This window comes from Micromonospora sp. NBC_00898 (genome assembly GCF_045207895.1).
Lineage (GTDB): Bacteria > Actinomycetota > Actinomycetes > Mycobacteriales > Micromonosporaceae > Micromonospora.
This window is the reverse complement of the sequence record NZ_CP108775.1, coordinates 4,473,282-4,491,364: the sequence shown is the minus strand read 5'-3', so window position 1 is coordinate 4,491,364 and position 18,083 is coordinate 4,473,282. Positions and strand designations below refer to the sequence as shown.

Annotated in this window: 18 protein-coding genes; 13 read left to right on the top strand and 5 right to left on the bottom strand. The window is 73.9% G+C overall.

Translation table 11 applies throughout. The features are described from left to right. Window positions 1-9: 9 nt before the first annotated feature. Both OG799_RS21775 and OG799_RS21770 read right to left on the bottom strand, forming a co-directional pair. Window positions 10-309 carry a DUF202 domain-containing protein gene (locus OG799_RS21775; RefSeq protein ID WP_406036984.1) on the bottom strand — a complete coding sequence of 100 codons (300 nt, stop codon included), beginning with the start codon at window positions 307-309 and terminating at the stop codon, window positions 10-12. Then, complete coding sequence (locus OG799_RS21770) at window positions 306-692, bottom strand: YidH family protein (RefSeq protein ID WP_406036983.1); 387 nt, start codon at window positions 690-692, stop codon at window positions 306-308. Before OG799_RS21770 ends, OG799_RS21775 begins: the two co-directional genes overlap by 4 nt. A 41-nt stretch (window positions 693-733) precedes the next feature. Between OG799_RS21770 and OG799_RS21765 the strand changes: the two genes are divergently transcribed. From OG799_RS21765 to OG799_RS21750, 4 genes are all read left to right on the top strand, one after another. After that, window positions 734-1,531, top strand: coding sequence for a GNAT family N-acetyltransferase (locus tag OG799_RS21765; protein WP_406036982.1), 798 nt, complete (start codon window positions 734-736; stop codon window positions 1,529-1,531). 2 nt (window positions 1,532-1,533) lie between these two features. After that, complete coding sequence (locus tag OG799_RS21760; protein WP_406036981.1) at window positions 1,534-1,938, top strand: hypothetical protein; 405 nt, start codon at window positions 1,534-1,536, stop codon at window positions 1,936-1,938. A gap of 388 nt (window positions 1,939-2,326) precedes the next feature. Further along, entirely contained in the window at window positions 2,327-3,106 is a 780-nt protein-coding gene (locus OG799_RS21755) for an electron transfer flavoprotein subunit beta/FixA family protein (RefSeq protein WP_406036980.1), read from the top strand. Between the two features lie 11 nt (window positions 3,107-3,117). Beyond that, on the top strand, window positions 3,118-4,077 hold the full coding sequence (locus tag OG799_RS21750; RefSeq protein ID WP_406036979.1) for an electron transfer flavoprotein subunit alpha/FixB family protein: 960 nt from the start codon (window positions 3,118-3,120) through the stop codon (window positions 4,075-4,077). A 123-nt stretch (window positions 4,078-4,200) separates the two neighbouring features. Here the strand turns inward: OG799_RS21750 and OG799_RS21745 are convergent, their stop codons facing one another. After that, window positions 4,201-4,533 carry an anti-sigma factor gene (locus OG799_RS21745; RefSeq protein WP_406036978.1) on the bottom strand — a complete coding sequence of 111 codons (333 nt, stop codon included), beginning with the start codon at window positions 4,531-4,533 and terminating at the stop codon, window positions 4,201-4,203. Between the two features lie 37 nt (window positions 4,534-4,570). Between OG799_RS21745 and OG799_RS21740 the strand changes: the two genes are divergently transcribed. Together OG799_RS21740 and mnmA are read left to right on the top strand one after the other, a co-directional pair. After that, window positions 4,571-5,746 (top strand): cysteine desulfurase family protein, encoded by a 1,176-nt coding sequence (locus tag OG799_RS21740; RefSeq protein WP_406036977.1) that lies wholly within the window; start codon window positions 4,571-4,573, stop codon window positions 5,744-5,746. A 37-nt stretch (window positions 5,747-5,783) separates the two neighbouring features. Further along, window positions 5,784-6,857: a tRNA 2-thiouridine(34) synthase MnmA gene (gene mnmA / locus OG799_RS21735; RefSeq protein WP_406036976.1), complete on the top strand. Its 1,074-nt coding sequence runs from the start codon at window positions 5,784-5,786 to the stop codon at window positions 6,855-6,857. Here the strand turns inward: mnmA and OG799_RS21730 are convergent. Then, window positions 6,847-7,353, bottom strand: coding sequence for an FBP domain-containing protein (locus OG799_RS21730; protein WP_406036975.1), 507 nt, complete (start codon window positions 7,351-7,353; stop codon window positions 6,847-6,849). The two genes, mnmA and OG799_RS21730, sit on opposite strands and share 11 nt — an antisense overlap. A 71-nt stretch (window positions 7,354-7,424) precedes the next feature. Here OG799_RS21730 and OG799_RS21725 point away from each other — a divergent pair, with 71 nt between their 5' ends. Genes OG799_RS21725 through OG799_RS21710 form a run of 4 tightly spaced genes read left to right on the top strand, consistent with a single transcriptional unit; the run spans window position 7,425 to window position 10,556 of the window. Further along, entirely contained in the window at window positions 7,425-8,033 is a 609-nt protein-coding gene (locus OG799_RS21725; RefSeq protein WP_406036974.1) for a TetR/AcrR family transcriptional regulator, read from the top strand. Between the two features lie 50 nt (window positions 8,034-8,083). Continuing rightward, window positions 8,084-9,088 (top strand): methionine synthase, encoded by a 1,005-nt coding sequence (locus OG799_RS21720; RefSeq protein WP_406036973.1) that lies wholly within the window; start codon window positions 8,084-8,086, stop codon window positions 9,086-9,088. A 36-nt stretch (window positions 9,089-9,124) separates the two neighbouring features. Then, window positions 9,125-9,493: a VOC family protein gene (locus tag OG799_RS21715; protein WP_406036972.1), complete on the top strand. Its 369-nt coding sequence runs from the start codon at window positions 9,125-9,127 to the stop codon at window positions 9,491-9,493. Between the two features lie 49 nt (window positions 9,494-9,542). Then, window positions 9,543-10,556: an ADP-ribosylglycohydrolase family protein gene (locus OG799_RS21710; protein WP_406036971.1), complete on the top strand. Its 1,014-nt coding sequence runs from the start codon at window positions 9,543-9,545 to the stop codon at window positions 10,554-10,556. Between the two features lie 151 nt (window positions 10,557-10,707). Here the strand turns inward: OG799_RS21710 and OG799_RS21705 are convergent, their stop codons facing one another. Further along, the gene (locus tag OG799_RS21705; protein ID WP_406036970.1) at window positions 10,708-11,277 is read right to left on the bottom strand and encodes a type II toxin-antitoxin system PemK/MazF family toxin; all 570 of its coding nucleotides are present in this window, start codon (window positions 11,275-11,277) and stop codon (window positions 10,708-10,710) included. Window positions 11,278-11,679: 402 nt separating this feature from the next. Here OG799_RS21705 and tnpB point away from each other — a divergent pair, with 402 nt between their 5' ends. From tnpB to OG799_RS21690, 3 genes are all read left to right on the top strand, one after another. Next, the gene (gene tnpB / locus OG799_RS21700; protein WP_406036969.1) at window positions 11,680-13,065 is read left to right on the top strand and encodes an IS607 family element RNA-guided endonuclease TnpB; all 1,386 of its coding nucleotides are present in this window, start codon (window positions 11,680-11,682) and stop codon (window positions 13,063-13,065) included. A gap of 54 nt (window positions 13,066-13,119) precedes the next feature. Continuing rightward, window positions 13,120-15,255: an NAD-dependent DNA ligase LigA gene (ligA, locus tag OG799_RS21695; protein WP_406036968.1), complete on the top strand. Its 2,136-nt coding sequence runs from the start codon at window positions 13,120-13,122 to the stop codon at window positions 15,253-15,255. Between the two features lie 154 nt (window positions 15,256-15,409). Further along, entirely contained in the window at window positions 15,410-17,941 is a 2,532-nt protein-coding gene (locus tag OG799_RS21690) for a putative bifunctional diguanylate cyclase/phosphodiesterase (RefSeq protein WP_406036967.1), read from the top strand. Window positions 17,942-18,083 lie beyond the last annotated feature (142 nt).

Sequence of the window (18,083 nt, the reverse complement as noted above, 5' to 3'; positions counted from 1 at the left end):
CGATGCCGTTCAGCGCAGCCCGCGTACCACCATCAGCACGCCGAGCACGGCGAACCCGGCGGCGGCCAGCGCGGTCAGCGGGAACGACCAGCGCTGCGCCCGGCGCGGCCCGGCGCCGGTGGCCCGACGCCAGTTCAGGGCCAGCGTGCCCAGCCAACCCAGCACCGCTACGCCGGCCAGCAGCGCGCCGGTCAGGTCGCCGGTGAGCGCGAGCCGGACCAGCAGCACGGCGACCGCGGTGAACGCCAGCAGGGTGCGCCGCCAGGCCAGCCGGGTCCGCTCCGGCTGGAGCCCGGGGTCGCCGGTCATCCGAGCGCCCGGGCCAGCACCGCGATCACCAGCAGCAGCGCGCCGAGGGCGACGGAGAGGGCCAGCACCGCCGGGAAGCGGGACGCGGGCAGCTCCTCGCCGAGCCGGATGGCCCGCTCGGTACGCGCCCAGTGGTCCACCGCCCGGACGGCGACAGCCGCGCCGAGCAGCAGCAGCGCGACGGCGATCACCTCGCGCAGGTGGGCCACGGGCAGCGGCGGCAGGAACTGGGCGGCGGCCAGCCCGCCGGCGATCAGCGCCAGCCCGGTACGCAGCCAGGCCAGGAAGGTCCGCTCGTTGGCCAGCGAGAAGCGGTAGTCGGGCCTGCTGCCGACCGCCCGCATCTCGCGCGGGTCGAACCACCGCCTGATCGCCTCCCACACGTCGTCGATTATCCGCTTTGCCCGGTGAATAGCCTGGGGGGATGACCGATCTTGACGCGCGGACCCTGCGCGACGCCTATGACACCCAGCTCCGTCCGGAGATCCCGGATCCGCTGCCCGCCGGGGTGACCGTCGAACGGGACGGCCCGCTGGTCCGGATCCTGGGCCTGGACCAGCGCGGCTTCCTCACCTACCGGACGCTGGACGGGCTGGCCGGCGCGGAGCTGGACGCGCTGATCGCCCGGCAGGTGGAGTTCTTCCGGGCCCGCGGCGAGGCGGTCGAGTGGAAGCTCAACGGCCACGACGAGCCGGCCGACCTGGGCGACCGGCTGCGCGCTGCCGGCTTCGTCCCCGAGGACCGGGAGACCGTCGTGGTCGGGCCGGTCGCGGCCCTCGCCGGCGCCGTCCCGGTGCCGCCGGACGGGGTACGCCTGCGCGAGGTCACCTCCCACGAGGACCTGCTGCGGATCGCCGCCATGGAGGAGGAGGTCTGGCACAGCGACCGGAGCCACCTGGTGACCGGGCTGGCGAAGGAGATCGAGGCCGACCCGCAGTCGATCAAGATCGTGGTGGCCGAGGCGGGGGAGAGGGTGGTCAGCGCCGGTTGGATCCGTTACCCGGCCAACACCGGCTTCGGCACCCTCTGGGGCGGCTCGACGCTGCCGGAGTGGCGCCGCAAGGGCATCTACCGGGCGCTGGTGGCGTACCGGGCGCGGCTGGCCGAGCAGCGCGGAAAGACCCTGCTCCAGGTGGACTGCTCGGAGGACAGCCGACCGATCCTGGAGCGGCTCGGGCTCGTAGCGGTCACCACGACGACCCCGTACGTCTACACTCCGTGATCATGGACCGGTTGACGGCGGAGGAACAGCTGACCCTCAGGACGGGGGCGTTCGGCGCCGTCTTCCTGGTCTCGAATGCGGAGCCCGGGATGCTGGCCATGGTCCGGGAGAGCATGGCCGCGTCCGGTGCGTTCGCGGACGCCAGCGGGGTGGTGAAGGAGGCGCTCACCACCGGCCCGTTGCCGCAGTTGCCCCGGGACTCCGCGCTGGAGATCGAGTCGCTGGTGCTGCCGGCGCTGGGCCGGGCGGTGGAGATCCTGCGGGAGAAGTCCCCGGGTGACGTCGAGGCGTACCGCTCGGTGGTGCTGGCCGCGGCCGACCGGGTGGCCGGGGTGCACCGGGGGGTGGCGCCGGCCGAGGCGACGGTGATCGAGAAGATCAGGGGTGCGCTGGCCGAGCCGGCGTGACCCGGTTGGGGGACCAGAGCGCCCGGACGCTGGCCCGTACGCAGCGGTCGCGGACCCGCCCGCAGGCGCACCGGTAGGTGTCGGGCAGCATCCGGCGGCAGGCCCGGCGGGCAGCGTCCAGAGCGGGCGTCGCCCGTTCGACATCCGGCAATCTACTCATTTCCGACATATGCCTCACCTCCCGAATCGGGAGTTTACCCGGCGCCGCGATGCTCGGTGAGCTGTGTCACTCTGAGGCCCCGGGAGGGCGATGCTACTTGCGGGTAACATTGCGCCGTGGGCAACTGCACAGCACCCCGCGGTTGACCGACCGTTAAGTCACGCGGGAGGCTGCGCCCGAGACCGGGCGAGTGATCGCTACACCAAACAGGAGGGTCGTCGAAGCGCGATGAACATCGTCGTACTCGTCAAGCAGGTGCCTGATTCGGGCGCGGACCGCAACCTGCGTCCTGACGACAACACCGTCGACCGCGGTTCGGCGAACAACGTCATCAACGAGATGGACGAGTACGCCATCGAAGAGGCGTTGAAGATCAAGGAGGCGCACGGCGGCGAGGTCACCGTCCTGACCATGGGTCCGGACCGGGCGACCGAGTCGATCCGTAAGGCGCTCTCGATGGGCCCGGACAAGGCCGTGCACGTCGTGGACGACGCCCTGCACGGGTCCTGCGCCGTCGCCACCTCGAAGGTGCTGGCCGCCGCGCTCGGGCAGCTCAACGCCGACCTGGTGATCTGCGGCGCCGAGTCCACCGACGGCCGGGTCCAGGTCATGCCGCACATGATCGCCGAGCGGCTGGGCGTCGCCGCCCTCACCGGCGCGCGCAAGCTCACCGTCGACGGCGCCACGCTGACCGTCGAGCGGCAGACCGAGGAGGGCTACGAGGTGGTCACCGCCTCGACCCCGGCCGTGGTCTCCGTCTGGGACACCATCAACGAGCCGCGCTACCCGTCCTTCAAGGGCATCATGGCCGCCAAGAAGAAGCCGGTGCAGACGCTCTCCCTGGGCGACCTCGGCGTCGCCCCGTCCGAGGTGGGCCTCGACGGCGCGACCAGCGCCGTGCTGGAGCACACCAAGCGCCCGCCGCGCTCCGGCGGCGCCAAGATCACCGACGAGGGCGAGGGCGGCGTCAAGCTGGTCGAGTTCCTCGCCACCGAGAAGTTCGTGTGAGAGGTCTGGACATGGCTGAGGTTCTCGTCGTCGTCGAAGCCACCAAGGAATTCGGCGTCAAGAAGGTCACCCTGGAGATGCTCACCCTCGCCCGCGAGCTGGGCACCCCCAGCGCGGTGGTGCTCGGTGGCTCCGGTGCCGCCGACGCGCTGAGCGGCAAGCTCGGCGAGTACGGCGCGGAGAAGATCTACGCCGCCGAGGGCGAGGAGATCGACGGCTACCTGGTGGCCCCGAAGGCCACCGTGCTGGCCGACCTGGTCAAGCGGGTGCAGCCGGCCGCCGTGCTGCTCGCCTCCGCTCAGGAGGGCAAGGAGATCGCCGCCCGGCTGGCCGTCAAACTGGACAACGGCATCCTGACCGACGTGGTCGGTCTCGACGCCGACGGCACCGCGACCCAGGTCGCCTTCGCCGGCTCCACCATCGTCAAGTCCAAGGTCACCAAGGGCCTGCCGCTGGTCACCGTCCGGCCGAACTCGGTCAACCCGACCGCGGCCCCGGCCACCCCGGCCGTGGAGCAGCTCACCGTCGCCGTCACCGACGCCGACAAGCTGGCCAAGGTCGTCGACCGGGTCGCCGAGCAGAAGGGCTCCCGCCCCGAGCTCACCGAGGCGTCCGTCGTCGTCTCCGGTGGCCGTGGTGTCGGCAACGCCGACAACTTCAAGCTGGTCGAGGAGCTGGCCGACCTGCTCGGCGGCGCCGTCGGCGCGTCCCGCGCGGCCGTCGACTCCGGCTTCTACCCGCACCAGTTCCAGGTCGGCCAGACCGGCAAGACCGTCTCCCCGCAGCTCTACGTCGCGCTGGGCATCTCCGGCGCGATCCAGCACCGGGCCGGTATGCAGACCTCGAAGACGATCGTCGCCGTGAACAAGGACGGCGAGGCCCCGATCTTCGAGCTGGCCGACTTCGGTGTGGTCGGTGACCTGTTCAAGGTCCTCCCGCAGGCCGCCGAGGAGATCCGCAAGCGCAAGTGACCTGCCCGGTCACGAAAGAGCCGCCGCCTGGGGTTCCGGGCGGCGGCTCTTTGTGTGTTGCGGCCCTTCCGTGCGGTGGAAGGGAGCTGATCGGCGGGCCGGGGAGCTGAGCCGGCCCGCCGATCAGCCCGTCAGGGTGCCCCTCAGCAAACGGTCGCCGGAGTGGGCGGGCTTGTTGTCGTACTGCTCGGCGGAGAGGTCGACCACCGAGTACGTCCGGAGGTCCACGTTCGGGGGCATCGGCAGCAGGTCGTCTCCCGAGCCCTTGCTCAGCGTACCGACCGAGAACATCTGCATCGTTTTGGGATCGATCAGCCAGACCTCGTAGTACCCCGGAACCTTCGGGAGATTCGCGACGTGCAGGTGGAGCTGGTTGTCCCGGCCACCACGGCGAGCGTGCCGAGTACCCCGACCGCGGCGACGGCCGCCCCCGTACGCCGAGCGGCACTCCGGCATCCGGCGGGCCGGGTGTCGGCCGTTAGGCTGAGCGGTGATGGCTTACCTGGATCACGCGGCGACGACCCCGATGCTCGACGAGGCACTCGAGGCGTACGTCGCCACCGCCCGCGAGGTCGGCAACGCGTCTTCGCTGCACGCGGCGGGCCGGCGCGCCCGGCGGCGGGTGGAGGAGTCCCGCGAGCGGGTGGCCGCCGCGCTCGGCGCCCGGCCCTCCGAGGTGATCTTCACCGGGGGCGGTACGGAGAGCGACAACCTCGCGGTGAAGGGCATCTTCTGGGCCCGTCGCGCCGCCCGTGCCGAGCGGACCCGGGTGGTCTCCAGCGCGGTCGAACACCACGCGGTGCTGGACGCGGTGGACTGGCTGGCCGGCCATGAGGGCGCCGAGGTGGGTTGGCTGCCGGTCGACGCCGCCGGTCGGCTCGACCCGGAGCGGCTCCGCGCGGAGCTGGCCGCGCACGGCGACGCGGTGGCCCTGGTCACCGCCATGTGGGCCAACAACGAGGTGGGCACCGTGCAGCCGGTGGCCGAGCTGGCGGCGGTCGCCGCCGAGCACGGCGTGCCGTTCCACACCGACGCCATCCAGGCCGTCGGTCAGGTGCCGGTCGACTTCGCCGCGAGCGGCGTGGCCGCGCTCACCGTGACCGGGCACAAGCTCGGCGGGCCGGCCGGCGTCGGCGCGCTGCTGCTGGCCCGGGACGTCGCCGCCACCCCGCTGCTGCACGGCGGCGGCCAGGAACGGGATGTGCGCTCCGGCACCCTCGACACCGCCGGCATCGTGGCCTTCGCGGTGGCCGTCGAGGCCGCGGTGAAGGGCCAGCAGGAGTACGCCGCCCGGGTCGCCGCGCTCCGCGACGAGCTGGTCGAGCGGGTCCGGCGGGCGGTGCCCGAGGTGATCTTCAACGGTGGCCCGGTCGACCGCCTCCCCGGCAACGCGCACTTCTCCTTCCCCGGCTGCGAGGGCGACGCGCTGCTGCTGCTCCTCGACGCCCAGGGGATCGCCTGCTCGACCGGTTCGGCCTGCTCGGCCGGGGTGGCCCAGCCGTCGCACGTGCTGCTGGCGATGGGCGCCGACGACGACCGGGCCCGTTCCTCGCTGCGCTTCACCCTCGGCCACACCAGCACCCGCGCCGACGTGGACGCCCTCATCGCCGCCCTGCCGGCCGCGGTGGACCGGGCCCGCCGCGCCGCCGCCCTCCGTACCCCCCGCTGACCCGGTTACGCTCGATGGGAACGAGGGGAGTGGGCTGGTGAGGGTTCTGGCGGCGATGTCGGGCGGGGTGGACTCGGCCGTGGCGGCGGCGCGCGCGGTGGAGGCCGGGCACGACGTGACGGGCGTGCACCTGGCGTTGGCCCGCAACCCGCAGACCTACCGGACCGGCGCCCGGGGCTGCTGCACTCTGGAGGACTCCCGGGACGCCCGGCGGGCCGCCGACGTGATCGGCATTCCGTTCTACGTCTGGGACATGGCCGACCGCTTCCATTCCGACGTGGTGGACGACTTCGTCGCCGAGTACGCGGCCGGTCGTACCCCGAATCCCTGCCTGCGCTGCAACGAGAAGATCAAGTTCGCCGCGGTGCTGGACCGGGCGGTGGCCCTGGGCTTCGACGCGGTGGTCACCGGCCACCACGCCCGCCTCGACGCCGACGGCCTGCTGCGGCGCAGCGTCGACGTGGCCAAGGACCAGTCGTACGTCCTCGCGGTGCTGACCCGCGCGCAGCTGGACCGGTCGTTGTTCCCGCTCGGCGACTCCACCAAGGCCGAGGTCCGCGCGGAGGCCGCCCGGCGCGGCCTCGCGGTGGCCGACAAGCCGGACTCGCACGACATCTGCTTCATCGCCGACGGCGACACCCGTGGCTTCCTCGCGCAGCGGCTGGGCGAGACCGCCGGCGACGTGGTCGACGCGGTCACCGGCGCGGTGGTCGGCAGCCACACCGGCGCGTACGCCTACACCATCGGCCAGCGGCGCGGGCTGCACCTGGACCGGCCGGCCCCGGACGGCCGGCCCCGCTACGTGCTCTCCATCACGCCGAAGACCAACACGGTGACCGTGGGCCCGGCCGAGGCCCTGGAGGTCTCCGAGGTGCGGGCGAGCCGGCCGGTCTGGACGGGTGGCGAGCGGCCCACCGCGCCGGTCGAGTGCGAGGTGCAGCTGCGGGCGCACGGCGACGTGGTGCCCGCGACCGTCGAGGTCACCGCCGACGGGCTCGCCGCCGAGCTGCGCCGCCCGGTCCGCGGGGTCGCCGCCGGTCAGGCCATCGTGGCGTACCGGCCGGACCCGGCCGGGGACGTGGTGCTGGGTTCGGCCACCATCACCGGCTGAGCGCACCCGCGGTCACCTTGGCGACGAACGCGGCGACGTTCGCCACGGTGCGCTGGATCTTCTCCTCCATGGTGAGTGACTCCTGGAGCCGTGCGCCGGCACCCGCGTCCTTCCTGCCCCGCACGTACAGCGAGCAGGCGAGGTCGCTGCAGATGTAGGTGCCGACCGAGTTGCCCTGCTGTCCGGCCTTGCCCGCCTTCGGCGCGACCATCAGGGAGACGCCGCCGGTATGGCTGGTCAGGCACATCGAGCACATGCCGCGCCGCAGCTGCCGGGCGGCGGGGCTGGGGCTGCGCAGGGCGAGGGCCGTGGGACGACCGTCCAGTTGGGTGACGAGGTAGGCGCGGTCGGGGGCCCGAGGGTCCCGCCACCCGAGGTAGTCCAGGTCGTCCCAGGGCTGGTCGGCCAGGCCACGGGGAACGGACAGGCGCTTCGCCTCGCCCTGGGTGCAGTTCACGAACGCGGCCCGGATCTCCGGCTCAGTCAGCGGCTTCATGAACGGCAGGCTAATTTGCCTAAAGATGTTAGGCAAACGCATAATCAGTTCTGGCAAATGAGAGGGAGTTCATGGCACGCGCAGGACTGACCACGGAACGCCTGACCCGGGCGGGAGCGGAGCTGGCCGACGAGGTCGGCTTCGACCAGGTGACCGTCTCGGCGCTCGCCCGGCGGTTCGACGTCACGGTCGCGAGTCTGTACTCGCACCTGAAGAACTCCCAGGACCTCAAGACCAGGATCGCCCTGCTCGCCCTGGCGGAACTCGCCGCCCGGGCCTCCGACGCGCTGGCCGGACGGGCGGGCAAGGACGCCCTGACCGCCCTCGCCAACGTCTACCGCGACTACGCCCGGGAGCATCCCGGCCGCTACGCCGCCGCCCAGCTCAGGCTCGACCCGGAGACGGCGGCCGCCAGCGCCGGCGGCCGGCACGCGCAGATGACGCGGGCGATCCTGCGCGGCTACGACCTGACGGAGCCGGACCAGACGCACGCGGTCCGGCTGCTGGGCAGCGTCTTCCACGGCTACGTCAGCCTGGAGATGGGGGGAGGGTTCAGCCACAGCGCCCCCGACACGCAGGAAACCTGGTCCCGGACCCTCGACGCGCTCGACGCCCTGCTGCGGAACTGGCCCGCGCCCACCCCGCCGGCCACCCACCCGGCAGGGGCCGTCACCAGGTAGGGGGCGGCGTCCGGTCGGGTAGCGGCCGGCGCAGCCGATAGTCTTCGCGCGTGACTGATCACGCATGGCCCTGGCCCGCCGGGGCGGCGACCGGCATCGGATCGCTGCCCGGCACCGACATCGCCGAGGCGCAGCGGATCGTGCTCGGTGAGCTGCCCGCCCTCCCGCACCTGCCCGAGCTGCCCGCCCGGGGTCCCGGCGCCGACCTGATCGGCCGCACCGGTGGCCTGCTGGTGGAGCTGCCGGTCGAGCTGTACGCGGCCCGCTGGCGGATCGCCCCGCGCCCAGGCAGGGACCTGCGCCGGGCCCGTGACCTGATGGAACGCGACCTGGATCAGCTCGCCGAGCAGGCCGAGGGGTACGCCGGACCGGTCAAGGTGCAGGCTGCCGGCCCGTTCACCCTGGCCGCCGCGCTGGAGCTGCCGATCGGCGGCAGGCTGCTGCGCGACCCGGGCGCGGTGCGCGACCTCACCGGCTCGCTCGCCGAGGGGCTGCGCGGGCACGTCGAGGCGGTCCGCCGCCGGCTGCCCCGCGCGTCGGTGCTGCTCCAGCTCGACGAGCCGTCCCTGCCGGCGGTGCTGGCCGGTCGGGTGCCCACCGAGAGCGGCTTCGGCACCCACCGGGCCGTGGCGTCCGAGGTGGCCCGCACGCTGCTGCACACGGTCGTCGAGGCGGCCGGGGTGCCGACCGTGGTGCACTGCTGCGCCCCGGACGTTCCGCTGGAGCTGATCCGTACCGCCGGGGCGGTCGGCGTGGCGCTGGACCTCGGCCTGGTCACCGACCTGGACCCGCTCGGGGAGGCGATCGACGCCGGGCTCGGGCTGCTGGCCGGCGCCGCGCCCACGCTGCCGCCGTCCGCCGGTCGCGCGCCGACCTCGGCCCAGGTCGCCGATCGGGTACGCCAGCTCTGGGACCGGCTGGGCTTCCCCCGCCGCCGGCTCGCCGAGCAGGTGGTGGTCACCCCGGCCTGCGGCCTCGCCGGGGCCACCCCGGGGTACGCCCGCGCGGTTCTCACCGCCTGCCGGGACGCCGGCCGCCGGCTGTACGAGGAGTGAGGTTTTCCGTCGTACCTGGGGGGCAGGATGACCGGCATGATTGGACAGTTGCGTTCCGTGGTGGTCGACTGCCCCGACCCGCGGGCCCTGGCCGGCTTCTACGCCGAGCTGCTCGGCCTGCCGCTGATCGAGGACAACTCCGACGGTGACGACTGGGTAGTGCTCGGCGGCCCACCCGGCCACCTGCCGCGGCTCGCCTTCCAGCGGGCACCCGGCCTGCGCGCGCCGGCCTGGCCCGACCCGGAGCGGCCCCAGCAGTTCCACCTCGACGTCACCGTCGACGACATCGAGACCGCCGAGAAGGCGGCGCTGGCGCTGGGCGCCCGACGGTTGCCCGGCCAGGGCGATGGCTTCCGGGTCTACGCCGACCCGGCCGGGCACCCGTTCTGTCTCTGCTGGGACTGACCGGCACGGGCCGCACGGCCCGCGGTGGCGGGGGTTGCCGGCACGGTGCATGATCGCCACCGTGATCGACACCTCGCTCCACCGGGCCTCCGGCTCGCTCTTCGGTCTGGCCTACGGTGACGCCCTGGGCAAGCCCACCGAGTTCCTCACCGTCGCCGAGATCGTCCGCCGGTACGGCCCGGCCGGCCCCCGGGAGCTGGCCGGCGACCCGGCCCTGGTCACCGACGACACCCAGATGGCCCTGGCCGTGGCGTGGGCGCTGCACGACGCGCCCACGTTCACGCCGGAGGCGGTCGAGCCGCTGCTGCGGGAGCGCTTCGTCGACTGGTCGGTCAGTCCGGACAACAACCGCGCGCCCGGCATGACCTGCCTGCGAGCCTGCGCCGAGCTGTCGCTGGGCACCCGCTGGCAGGAGGCGACGGTGGCCGATTCGAAGGGCTGCGGCGCGAACATGCGGGTCACCCCCGTCGGGCTCCTCGACATCGACCTGGACACGCTCGCCGGGCTGGCCCAGCTCCAGGCCGGCCTGACCCACGGTCACCCGACCGGCCTGGCGGCCAGCGAGCTGACCGCGTACGCGGTCCGGCTGCTGCGCGACGGCGCCACGCTGCCCGACCTGCCCGGGCTGCTGACCGCCCGGGCCAGTGAGCAGCGGGCGGTCTACCGGGCCGACTGGCTCGGCGACCTCTGGCAGCGTCCGGGCGTGGCGACGCCGGCGGAGTTCATCGCCCGGGGCTGGGACGAGTGCCTGCGCGCCCTCGCCCGCCTCGACGCCGCGCTGGCCGGCCCCGACGACGGCGGTGACCCGTGCCGGCTGACCGGGGAGGGCTGGATCGCCGAGGAGGCGCTCGCCACCGCGCTGCTCTGCGCCATCCGGCACGCCGACGACCCGGTCGGCGCGCTGGCGCGGGGCGCCACCACCGCCGGTGACTCCGACTCGATCGCCGCCCTGGCCGGCGCCTTCGTCGGCGCGGCCCACGGCATGCCCGCCTGGCCCGCCGACTGGTCGACCCGCATCGAGTACGCCGCCCAGCTCACCACCCTCGCCACCCCCCACGACTGACCTCGCCGCCCGCACCCGTACCCGTACCCGCACCCGCACCCGTCCGGGCCGGGCCGGACGGGCCGTCGATCATGAAGTTGTTGCCCCGACACGCCGGCGCCGGTGGCAACAACTTCATGATCACCCGGGCGGGGTGGGTGGGGGTGGGGGGTCAGGTGGTCAGGTGAGGGAGTTTGCGCAGCTGGCGCCAGAGGGTCTGGTCGCAGGTGCCGGCGCGGTCCTCGAAAGCGCTGACGGGCACGCGGATGGGCTCGCTGACGTCGAGGAAGCTGTCGTGGTCGGCGTCGGCGTCCCAGCTCCGGGTCGGGATGCGGACGTGGTCGTCGCGGTCCGACTTGTCCTGACTGGTGATCTTGAGGACGTCGGCGCCCCCGTCGCCGGCGCGCAGCACCAGGCAGGGGCGCACCTTCGAGCCGGTGCCGTCCGCGTACGGCACGTCGGCCCACCAGATCTCGCCGGGCCGCGGCGCGGCGGCCGACCGGCGGTCCGCCCCGCGCGGCCGGGGCGGCGCGGCGGTCCCACCCCGGGACCGCTCGGCGCCGCCGGGGCGGGTGCCGGCGCCGCCCGACCGGCTCCTGCCGCGACCGGGACGGGTGCCGGTCCGGCCGCCGTCGGAGGGGGCGGAGCGGCGTTCGGCGGCCCGGCGGCGCCACTCGCTCCACAGCCAGCCGGCCGCGACGGCCAGTACGACGGCCGCCGCCCACGGCACCCACTCCGGCATCCGTACCCCTGCCTCTCGCCCTGCGGCGGGCGCACCCCGCCGCCGTCCGGCGATCCTCGCACGCCCCCGGCCGCTCCGCCGGGCGGCGCGACGGGGTCGAGGCCGCGGGCGCCCGGCCCGGGGACGCGGTGGGGGTGCGCCCAACGCGCGGCCCGGGCGCGGTGGAGCAGGCGAGCCTGGTCAGGGCGGGTGGCGGGACGGTTGTCCGACCCGGGCGCTACCGTGCGGGGGTGTCAAACTGTTGCCGGTTGAGTAGGCGTTGGTATGTGTTGGTGACTTGAAAGAGTGGCTTGCGGTGTGGGTGGTGCATTGTGACGGGGGATCAGGCGGTCGGCGGGTCGGCGCCGTGGGGGCGTTGGTGGTTGCGGGTGAATGTCGGACCGGGTGGTTATGGTGCTGGGCGTGGCGTTCCGGGAGCGGTTGAGTGTGGTGCAGGCGTACCGGTTCGCGTTGGACCTGACGGCCCGGCAGGAGCGGGTGGTGTTGGCTCATGCTGGTGCGGCGCGGGTGGCGCACAACTGGGCGCTTGCCCGGGTCAAGGCGGTCATGGATCAGCGGGCCGCCGAACGCACTTACGGCATCGACGAGGCGGGCCTGACTCCGACGCAGGGCTGGTCGCTGCCGGCGCTGCGCAGAGCGTGGAATCAGGCGAAGTCCGATGTGGCGCCGTGGTGGGCGGAGTGTTCGAAGGAGGCGTTCAACACCGGCCTGGACGCGTTGGAGAACTGGTCCGACTCCCGCACCGGCAAGCGGGCCGGACGCCGGGTGGGGTTCCCTCGGTTCAAGTCTCGGCGCCGGTCGACCCCGTCGGTGCGGTTCACCACCGGGGCCATCCGCGTGGAGCCGGACCGCAGGCATGTGGTGTTGCCTCGGCTGGGCCGGCTGAAGCTGCACGAGTCGGCTCGTAAGCTCGCCCGCCGGCTGGAGGCGGGCACCGCCCGGATCGTGTCGGCGACGGTGCGCCGCGATGGTGGCCGCTGGTACGTGTCGTTCACCTGCGCGGTGCAGCGCACCCAGGGTATGCCGGCCTGCCCGGATGCGACGGTCGGTGTCGACCTGGGGGTGACGCATCTGGCGGTGCTGTCCACCGGTGAGGTGGAGCCCAACCCGCGCCATTTGGACGCCGCCGCCCGCCGGATGCGGCGTCTCGCCCGGCGCGCCGCTCGCCGGGTCGGCCCTGACCGGCGCACCGGCCGACGTGCGTCGAAGCGGTGGGAACGGGCGTCCGCCCGGCTCGGCCGGGCGCACGCGCGGGTCGCTCATCTGCGCCGCGACGGCCTGCACAAGCTGACCACCCGGCTCACCCGCGAGTACGGCACGCTGGTGGTGGAAGACCTCAACGTGGCCGGGATGCTCGCCAACCGGCGGCTGGCCCGGCGCATCGCCGACGCCGGGTTCGCCGAACTACGGCGGCAACTGGCCTACAAGACGGGGTGGAACGGCGGGCGGCTGGTGGTGGCCGACCGCTGGTACCCGTCCTCGAAGACCTGCTCGGGCTGCGGCGCGGTGAAAACCAAACTCGCCCTGTCCGATCGCACCTACACCTGCACCACGTGCGGCCTCGTCCTGGACCGGGACGTCAACGCCGCACGGAACCTGGCCGCCCTGGCGGCCACCGTCGCCGGGAGTGGCCCGGAGACGCGAAACGGACGCGGAGCCGACCGTAAGACCCCGCTCGCGGGGCCGGTGGCCGTGAAACGTCAACCCGGCACCGCCACCGCGGGGAAGACCGGGACCGTCCCACCGCAAGGTAGGACATCCAATCATGAGCTCACCTACGCATCATGAGAGGAAACGGAGCACGATCACGGGAGGTCGACAGCGGTGTCCGAAGGCGGCAGGGTGTCCGAAGAAGCGGTTCCCCAGCAGGTCAGCGCCGAGCAGGAGGCGGCGGCGGGCGCCGAGCCGACCCCGGAGGCGCGGGAGCGGCACGCCACGCTGAGCCAGGAGCTCACCGAGCATCAGTACCGCTACTACGTCCTCGACGCGCCGACCATCTCCGACGCCGAGTTCGACAAGCAGCTGCGTGAGCTGGAGGCGCTGGAGGCGGAGTTCCCCGCGCTGCGCACCCCGGACTCGCCGACCCAGCGGGTCGGTGGCACCTTCTCCACCGACTTCACCCCGGTCACCCACGCGGAGCGGATGCTCTCGCTGGACAACGCCTTCGCCGACGAGGAGCTGGCCGCCTGGGCCGAGCGGGTCGAGCGGGACGCCGGCGGCCCGGTGCCTTACCTCTGCGAGCTGAAGGTCGACGGCCTGGCGATCAACCTCACCTACGAGCGCGGGCGGCTGGTCCGGGCCGCCACCCGGGGCGACGGGCGCACCGGCGAGGACGTCACCGCCAACGTCCGCAGCATCAGGGACGTGCCGGCGAAGCTGACCCCCTCCGACGACTTCCCCGACGTGCCGGAGCTGCTGGAGGTCCGGGGCGAGATCTACTTCCCGATCGCCGCCTTCGCCGACCTCAACGCCGGCCTGGTCGAGCAGGGCAAGGCGCCGTTCGCCAACCCGCGCAACGCCGCCGCCGGCAGCCTGCGGCAGAAGGACCCGCGGATCACCGCCTCCCGGCCGCTGCGCCTGGTGGTGCACGGCATCGGCGCCCGCCGGGGTTTCCAGCCGGCGGCGCAGTCCGAGTCGTACGCGGCGCTGCAGGCGTGGGGGCTGCCGACCAGCGACCGGGTCCGGGTGGTGCCGGACCTGGCCGGCGTCGCCGAATACATCGCCTATTACGCCGAGCACCGGCACGACGTCGAGCACGAGATCGACGGCGTGGTGGTCAAGGTCGACCCGGTCTCCATCCAGGGCCGGCTCGGCTCGACCAGCCGGGCGCCGCGCTGGGCGATCGCCTTCAAGTACCCGCCGGAGGAGGTGACCACCAAGCTGCTCGACATCGACGTGAACGTCGGGCGCACCGGCCGGGTCACCCCGTTCGCCGTCCTCGAACCGGTGCGGGTGGCCGGTTCCACGGTCGCCCTCGCCACCCTGCACAACGCCCGCGAGGTGGAGCGCAAGGGGGTGCTGATCGGCGACACGGTGGTGCTGCGCAAGGCCGGCGACGTCATCCCCGAGGTGCTCGGCCCGGTGGTCGACCTGCGGCCCGCCGACGCCCGGCCGTTCGTCATGCCCACCTCCTGCCCGGCCTGCGGCACGCCGCTCGCCCCGGCGAAGGAGGGCGACGTGGACATCCGCTGCCCGAACACCCGCAGCTGCCCGGCGCAGCTGCGGGAGCGGGTCTTCCACCTGGCCGGCCGGGGCGCCTTCGACATCGAGGTCCTCGGTTACAAGGGCGCCGCCGCCCTGCTCGACGCGCAGATCATCGCCGACGAGGGCGACCTGTTCGCCCTCGACGCCGACCAGCTCGCCCGCTCGCCGTTCTTCGTCAACAAGGACGGCACTCTGGGCAGCAACGCCATCAAGCTGCTGGACAACCTCGCCGTGGCCAAGGAACGCGACCTGTGGCGGGTGCTGGTGGCGCTCTCCATCCGGCACGTCGGGCCCACCGCGGCGCAGGCCCTCGCCCGGCACTTCCGCTCGATGGACGCGATCGAGGCGGCCAGCGAGGAGGAGCTGTCCTCGGTGGACGGTGTGGGGCCCACCATCGCCGCCAGCATCAAGGAGTGGTTCGCCGTCGACTGGCACCGCGAGGTCGTCGAGAAGTGGGACCGGGCGGGCGTACGGATGGCCGAGGAGGCGGTGGACGAGGGGCCGCGCCCGCTGGAGGGGCTCACCGTGGTGGTGACCGGCACCCTCGCCGGGTTCAGTCGGGACCAGGCCGCCGAGGCGATCCAGAGCCGGGGCGGCAAGGTGACCGGCTCGGTCTCCAAGAAGACCAGCTTCGTGGTGGTCGGTGACAACCCGGGCTCCAAGGCCGACAAGGCGGCCAGTCTCAAGCTGCCCGTCCTGGACGAGGCGGGCTTCCGGGTGCTGCTGGAGTCCGGCCCGGACGCGGCCCGGGAGGTTGCCCGCACCGAGGAGTGACCCGGACGGCTCGGGTGGGGCCTGCACCGCATACCAACTTAATTACGACTACGACCGATTCGTGACTGTCGTATCGGGGAAATCGGTACCGAGGGCGTTTCATTGGTGCACGGCGTGTCAGCGGAGCACGCCACGGCCGATCCCGGGAGGTGCGATGGCGGCGGCCGATCCGCGAAACTCCGTCCCACCGGGGCGGGTGACGCCGTTCTTCGGCTTCGTCGCCGCGGTCTTCGTCCTCGCCGTGCTCCTCTCGGCCGGCCCGCTGGTCGGGCTGCCCGACCGGCTGCCCGACCTGCCGGCCGCCTTCTGGACCATGGCGGCGCTCGCCGTCGCCTGCGACGCCCGTCCGTTCGTGCCGCCCGGCCGCCGGCAGTCCTCGGCGGTCTTCCCGTCCACCTGCTTCACCTTCGCCATCCTGCTCGGCTGGGGGCTGGGCCCGGCGGTCGCCGTGCAGGCGGTGGCGGTCGCCGTCTCCGGCTGGCGGATGGGACACACCGGGTGGCGTACCGGCTTCAACGCCGCCCAGTACGCCTGCGCCCTCGCCGCCGCGTACGGGGTCACCCGGCTCGGCCCGGGCGCCATCTTCGACGGCGGCCGGCTGCACTGGACGGACGTCGCGGCCGTCGGTGGCGCCACCGCCGCCTGGTTCGCGGTCAACTACGGCCTGGTGACCAGCGCGATCCGGCTGCGGTTCGAGGGCCGCTGGTGGCCCAGCGTCCGGCTCGGCCTGGCGTACGAGCTGCTCTCCACCGGCTCGCTGCTGCTGCTCGCCCCGGTCCTGGTCGCCGCCGCACGGGCCAGCGCGGCGCTGATTCCGCTGGTGCTGGTGCCGCTGTTCGCGGTCTACCGGATGGCCCGGCTCTCCACCGAGCAGGAGCAGCTCGCCGCGCTCGACCCGCTCACCGGGCTGCCCAACCGCAAGGCGCTGCTGGCCGAGGTGGCCGAGCAGGTGCACCTGCACGCCGAGCGGGCCGCCCGGGGAGAGCCCGACCCGCACCTCGCCCTGCTGCTCATCGACCTGGACCGGTTCAAGCACGTCAACGACGCCCTCGGGCACGCGGTGGGGGACCGGCTGCTGGTCGAGGTGAGCGCCCGGCTCACTGACGTGGTCCGCGACGGCGACCTCGTCGCCCGGCTCGGCGGGGACGAGTTCGCCATCGTGCTCCCGCGGTTGACCGGCACCGAGGAGGCCCGTGCCCTGGCGGACCGGGTGGCCGCCGCGCTCACCGAGCCGGTCTCCCTGGACGGCCTGCCGCTGGACGTCGGCGGCTCGATCGGCATCGCCATCTTCCCCGAGCACGGCGAGGACTTCGCCACCCTGATGCGCCACGCCGACGTGGCGATGTACGACGCCAAGCACCGCAACGACACCGTCGCCGTCTACGCCGCCGAGTCCGACCACAACTCGGCCGAGCGGCTGAGTCTCCTGGCCGACCTGCGCCGCGTACTCGAATCGGGGCCGGCGGGCCCGGCCGACCGCCCGGGTGACGTCGCGGCGCCGGCCGGGGTGCGCGGCGGGGACGGCGCCGCCCTCGCCCCGACCGGCCGGCTGGCCCCGGCCGTGCCCGAGCCCGGCGGGCCGGGCGCCGACGGCGCCGGGGCGACGCGGGCGGCGGACCACGCCGGCACGGCCGCCACCGGGCGGTGGCGGCTGCGGCGCCGGCGTGACCCGGTGCAGCTCCGCCCCGATGACGAGCTGATCAACCGGATCGTCACCGGGGCCGACCCGATCCGGCGGCGGGCCGCCCGCGCGGCCGCCAACGGCCTCGACCCGGCCCCCGACGAGACGCTCACCCAGCCGGAACCTGAGCCGGACCGCCCCGCGCCGGTCGCCGCCGGCACGATCACCGAGGAGCCGACCGGCGGGCCCGCCGCGCCGGCCCGGGCCAGCGGCGACGGCGACGACCCGGGCGAGATCACCATGTACTACCAACCGCAGATCGCCATCGCCACGGGGGAGGTCGTCGGGGTCGAGGCGCTGCTGCGCTGGCGGCACCCGCGCCGCGGCATGGTCGACCCCGGGGAGCTGATCCAGGTCGCCGAGCAGAGCGCGGTGATGCGGCTGCTCACCCGGCGGGTGGTGGACGACGTGGTCGAGCAGTTGGCGAAATGGTCGGCGGCGGGGATCACGCTGCGGGCCGCGCTGAACGTCAGCGTTCGCGACCTGCACACCGGGGAGATCGCCGACCAGATCGCCGACCGGCTCGCCCGCTACGGCGTGCATCCCGACCGGTTGCAGGTGGAGATCACCGAGGGGGCGCTGATGGCCGACCCCCGGCGGGTGCTGGCCAGCATCTCCCAGCTGCACCGGATCGGGGTGGGGATCGCGCTGGACGACTTCGGCACCGGCTACTCGTCGTTGCAGCACCTGCGCCGGCTGCCGCTGTCCGAGGTGAAGGTGGACCGGTCGTTCGTGCTCGGGATGGCCGACGACCCCGACGACGCGGCGATCGTCCGGTCGATGATCGAGCTGGCCGGGGCCTTGGGGCTGCGGGTGGTGGCCGAGGGCGTGGAGGACGAGCGGACGTGGCGGCTGCTCCACGCGGCCGGCTGCGACGTGGCGCAGGGCTGGTTCCACGCCCGGCCCATGCCGGCCGAGGAACTGGCCGCCTGGCTGGCCCGCTACCGCCCGGTGCGCCCGGCGATGACGGCGGACACGGAGGGCCCCCGCCGCCCCACCCGCTGAACGGACCGGTGCGTGGACGGAGGGGGAGTCGGAGGCGTCGGCGCGGGCGCAGGACAATAGACTCGCTCCGGTCACCGCGCGTCATCTCCACCTCGGCGCGCGGCCGGCACACGCAGACGCAGCAGGACAGCCACGAAGGGGG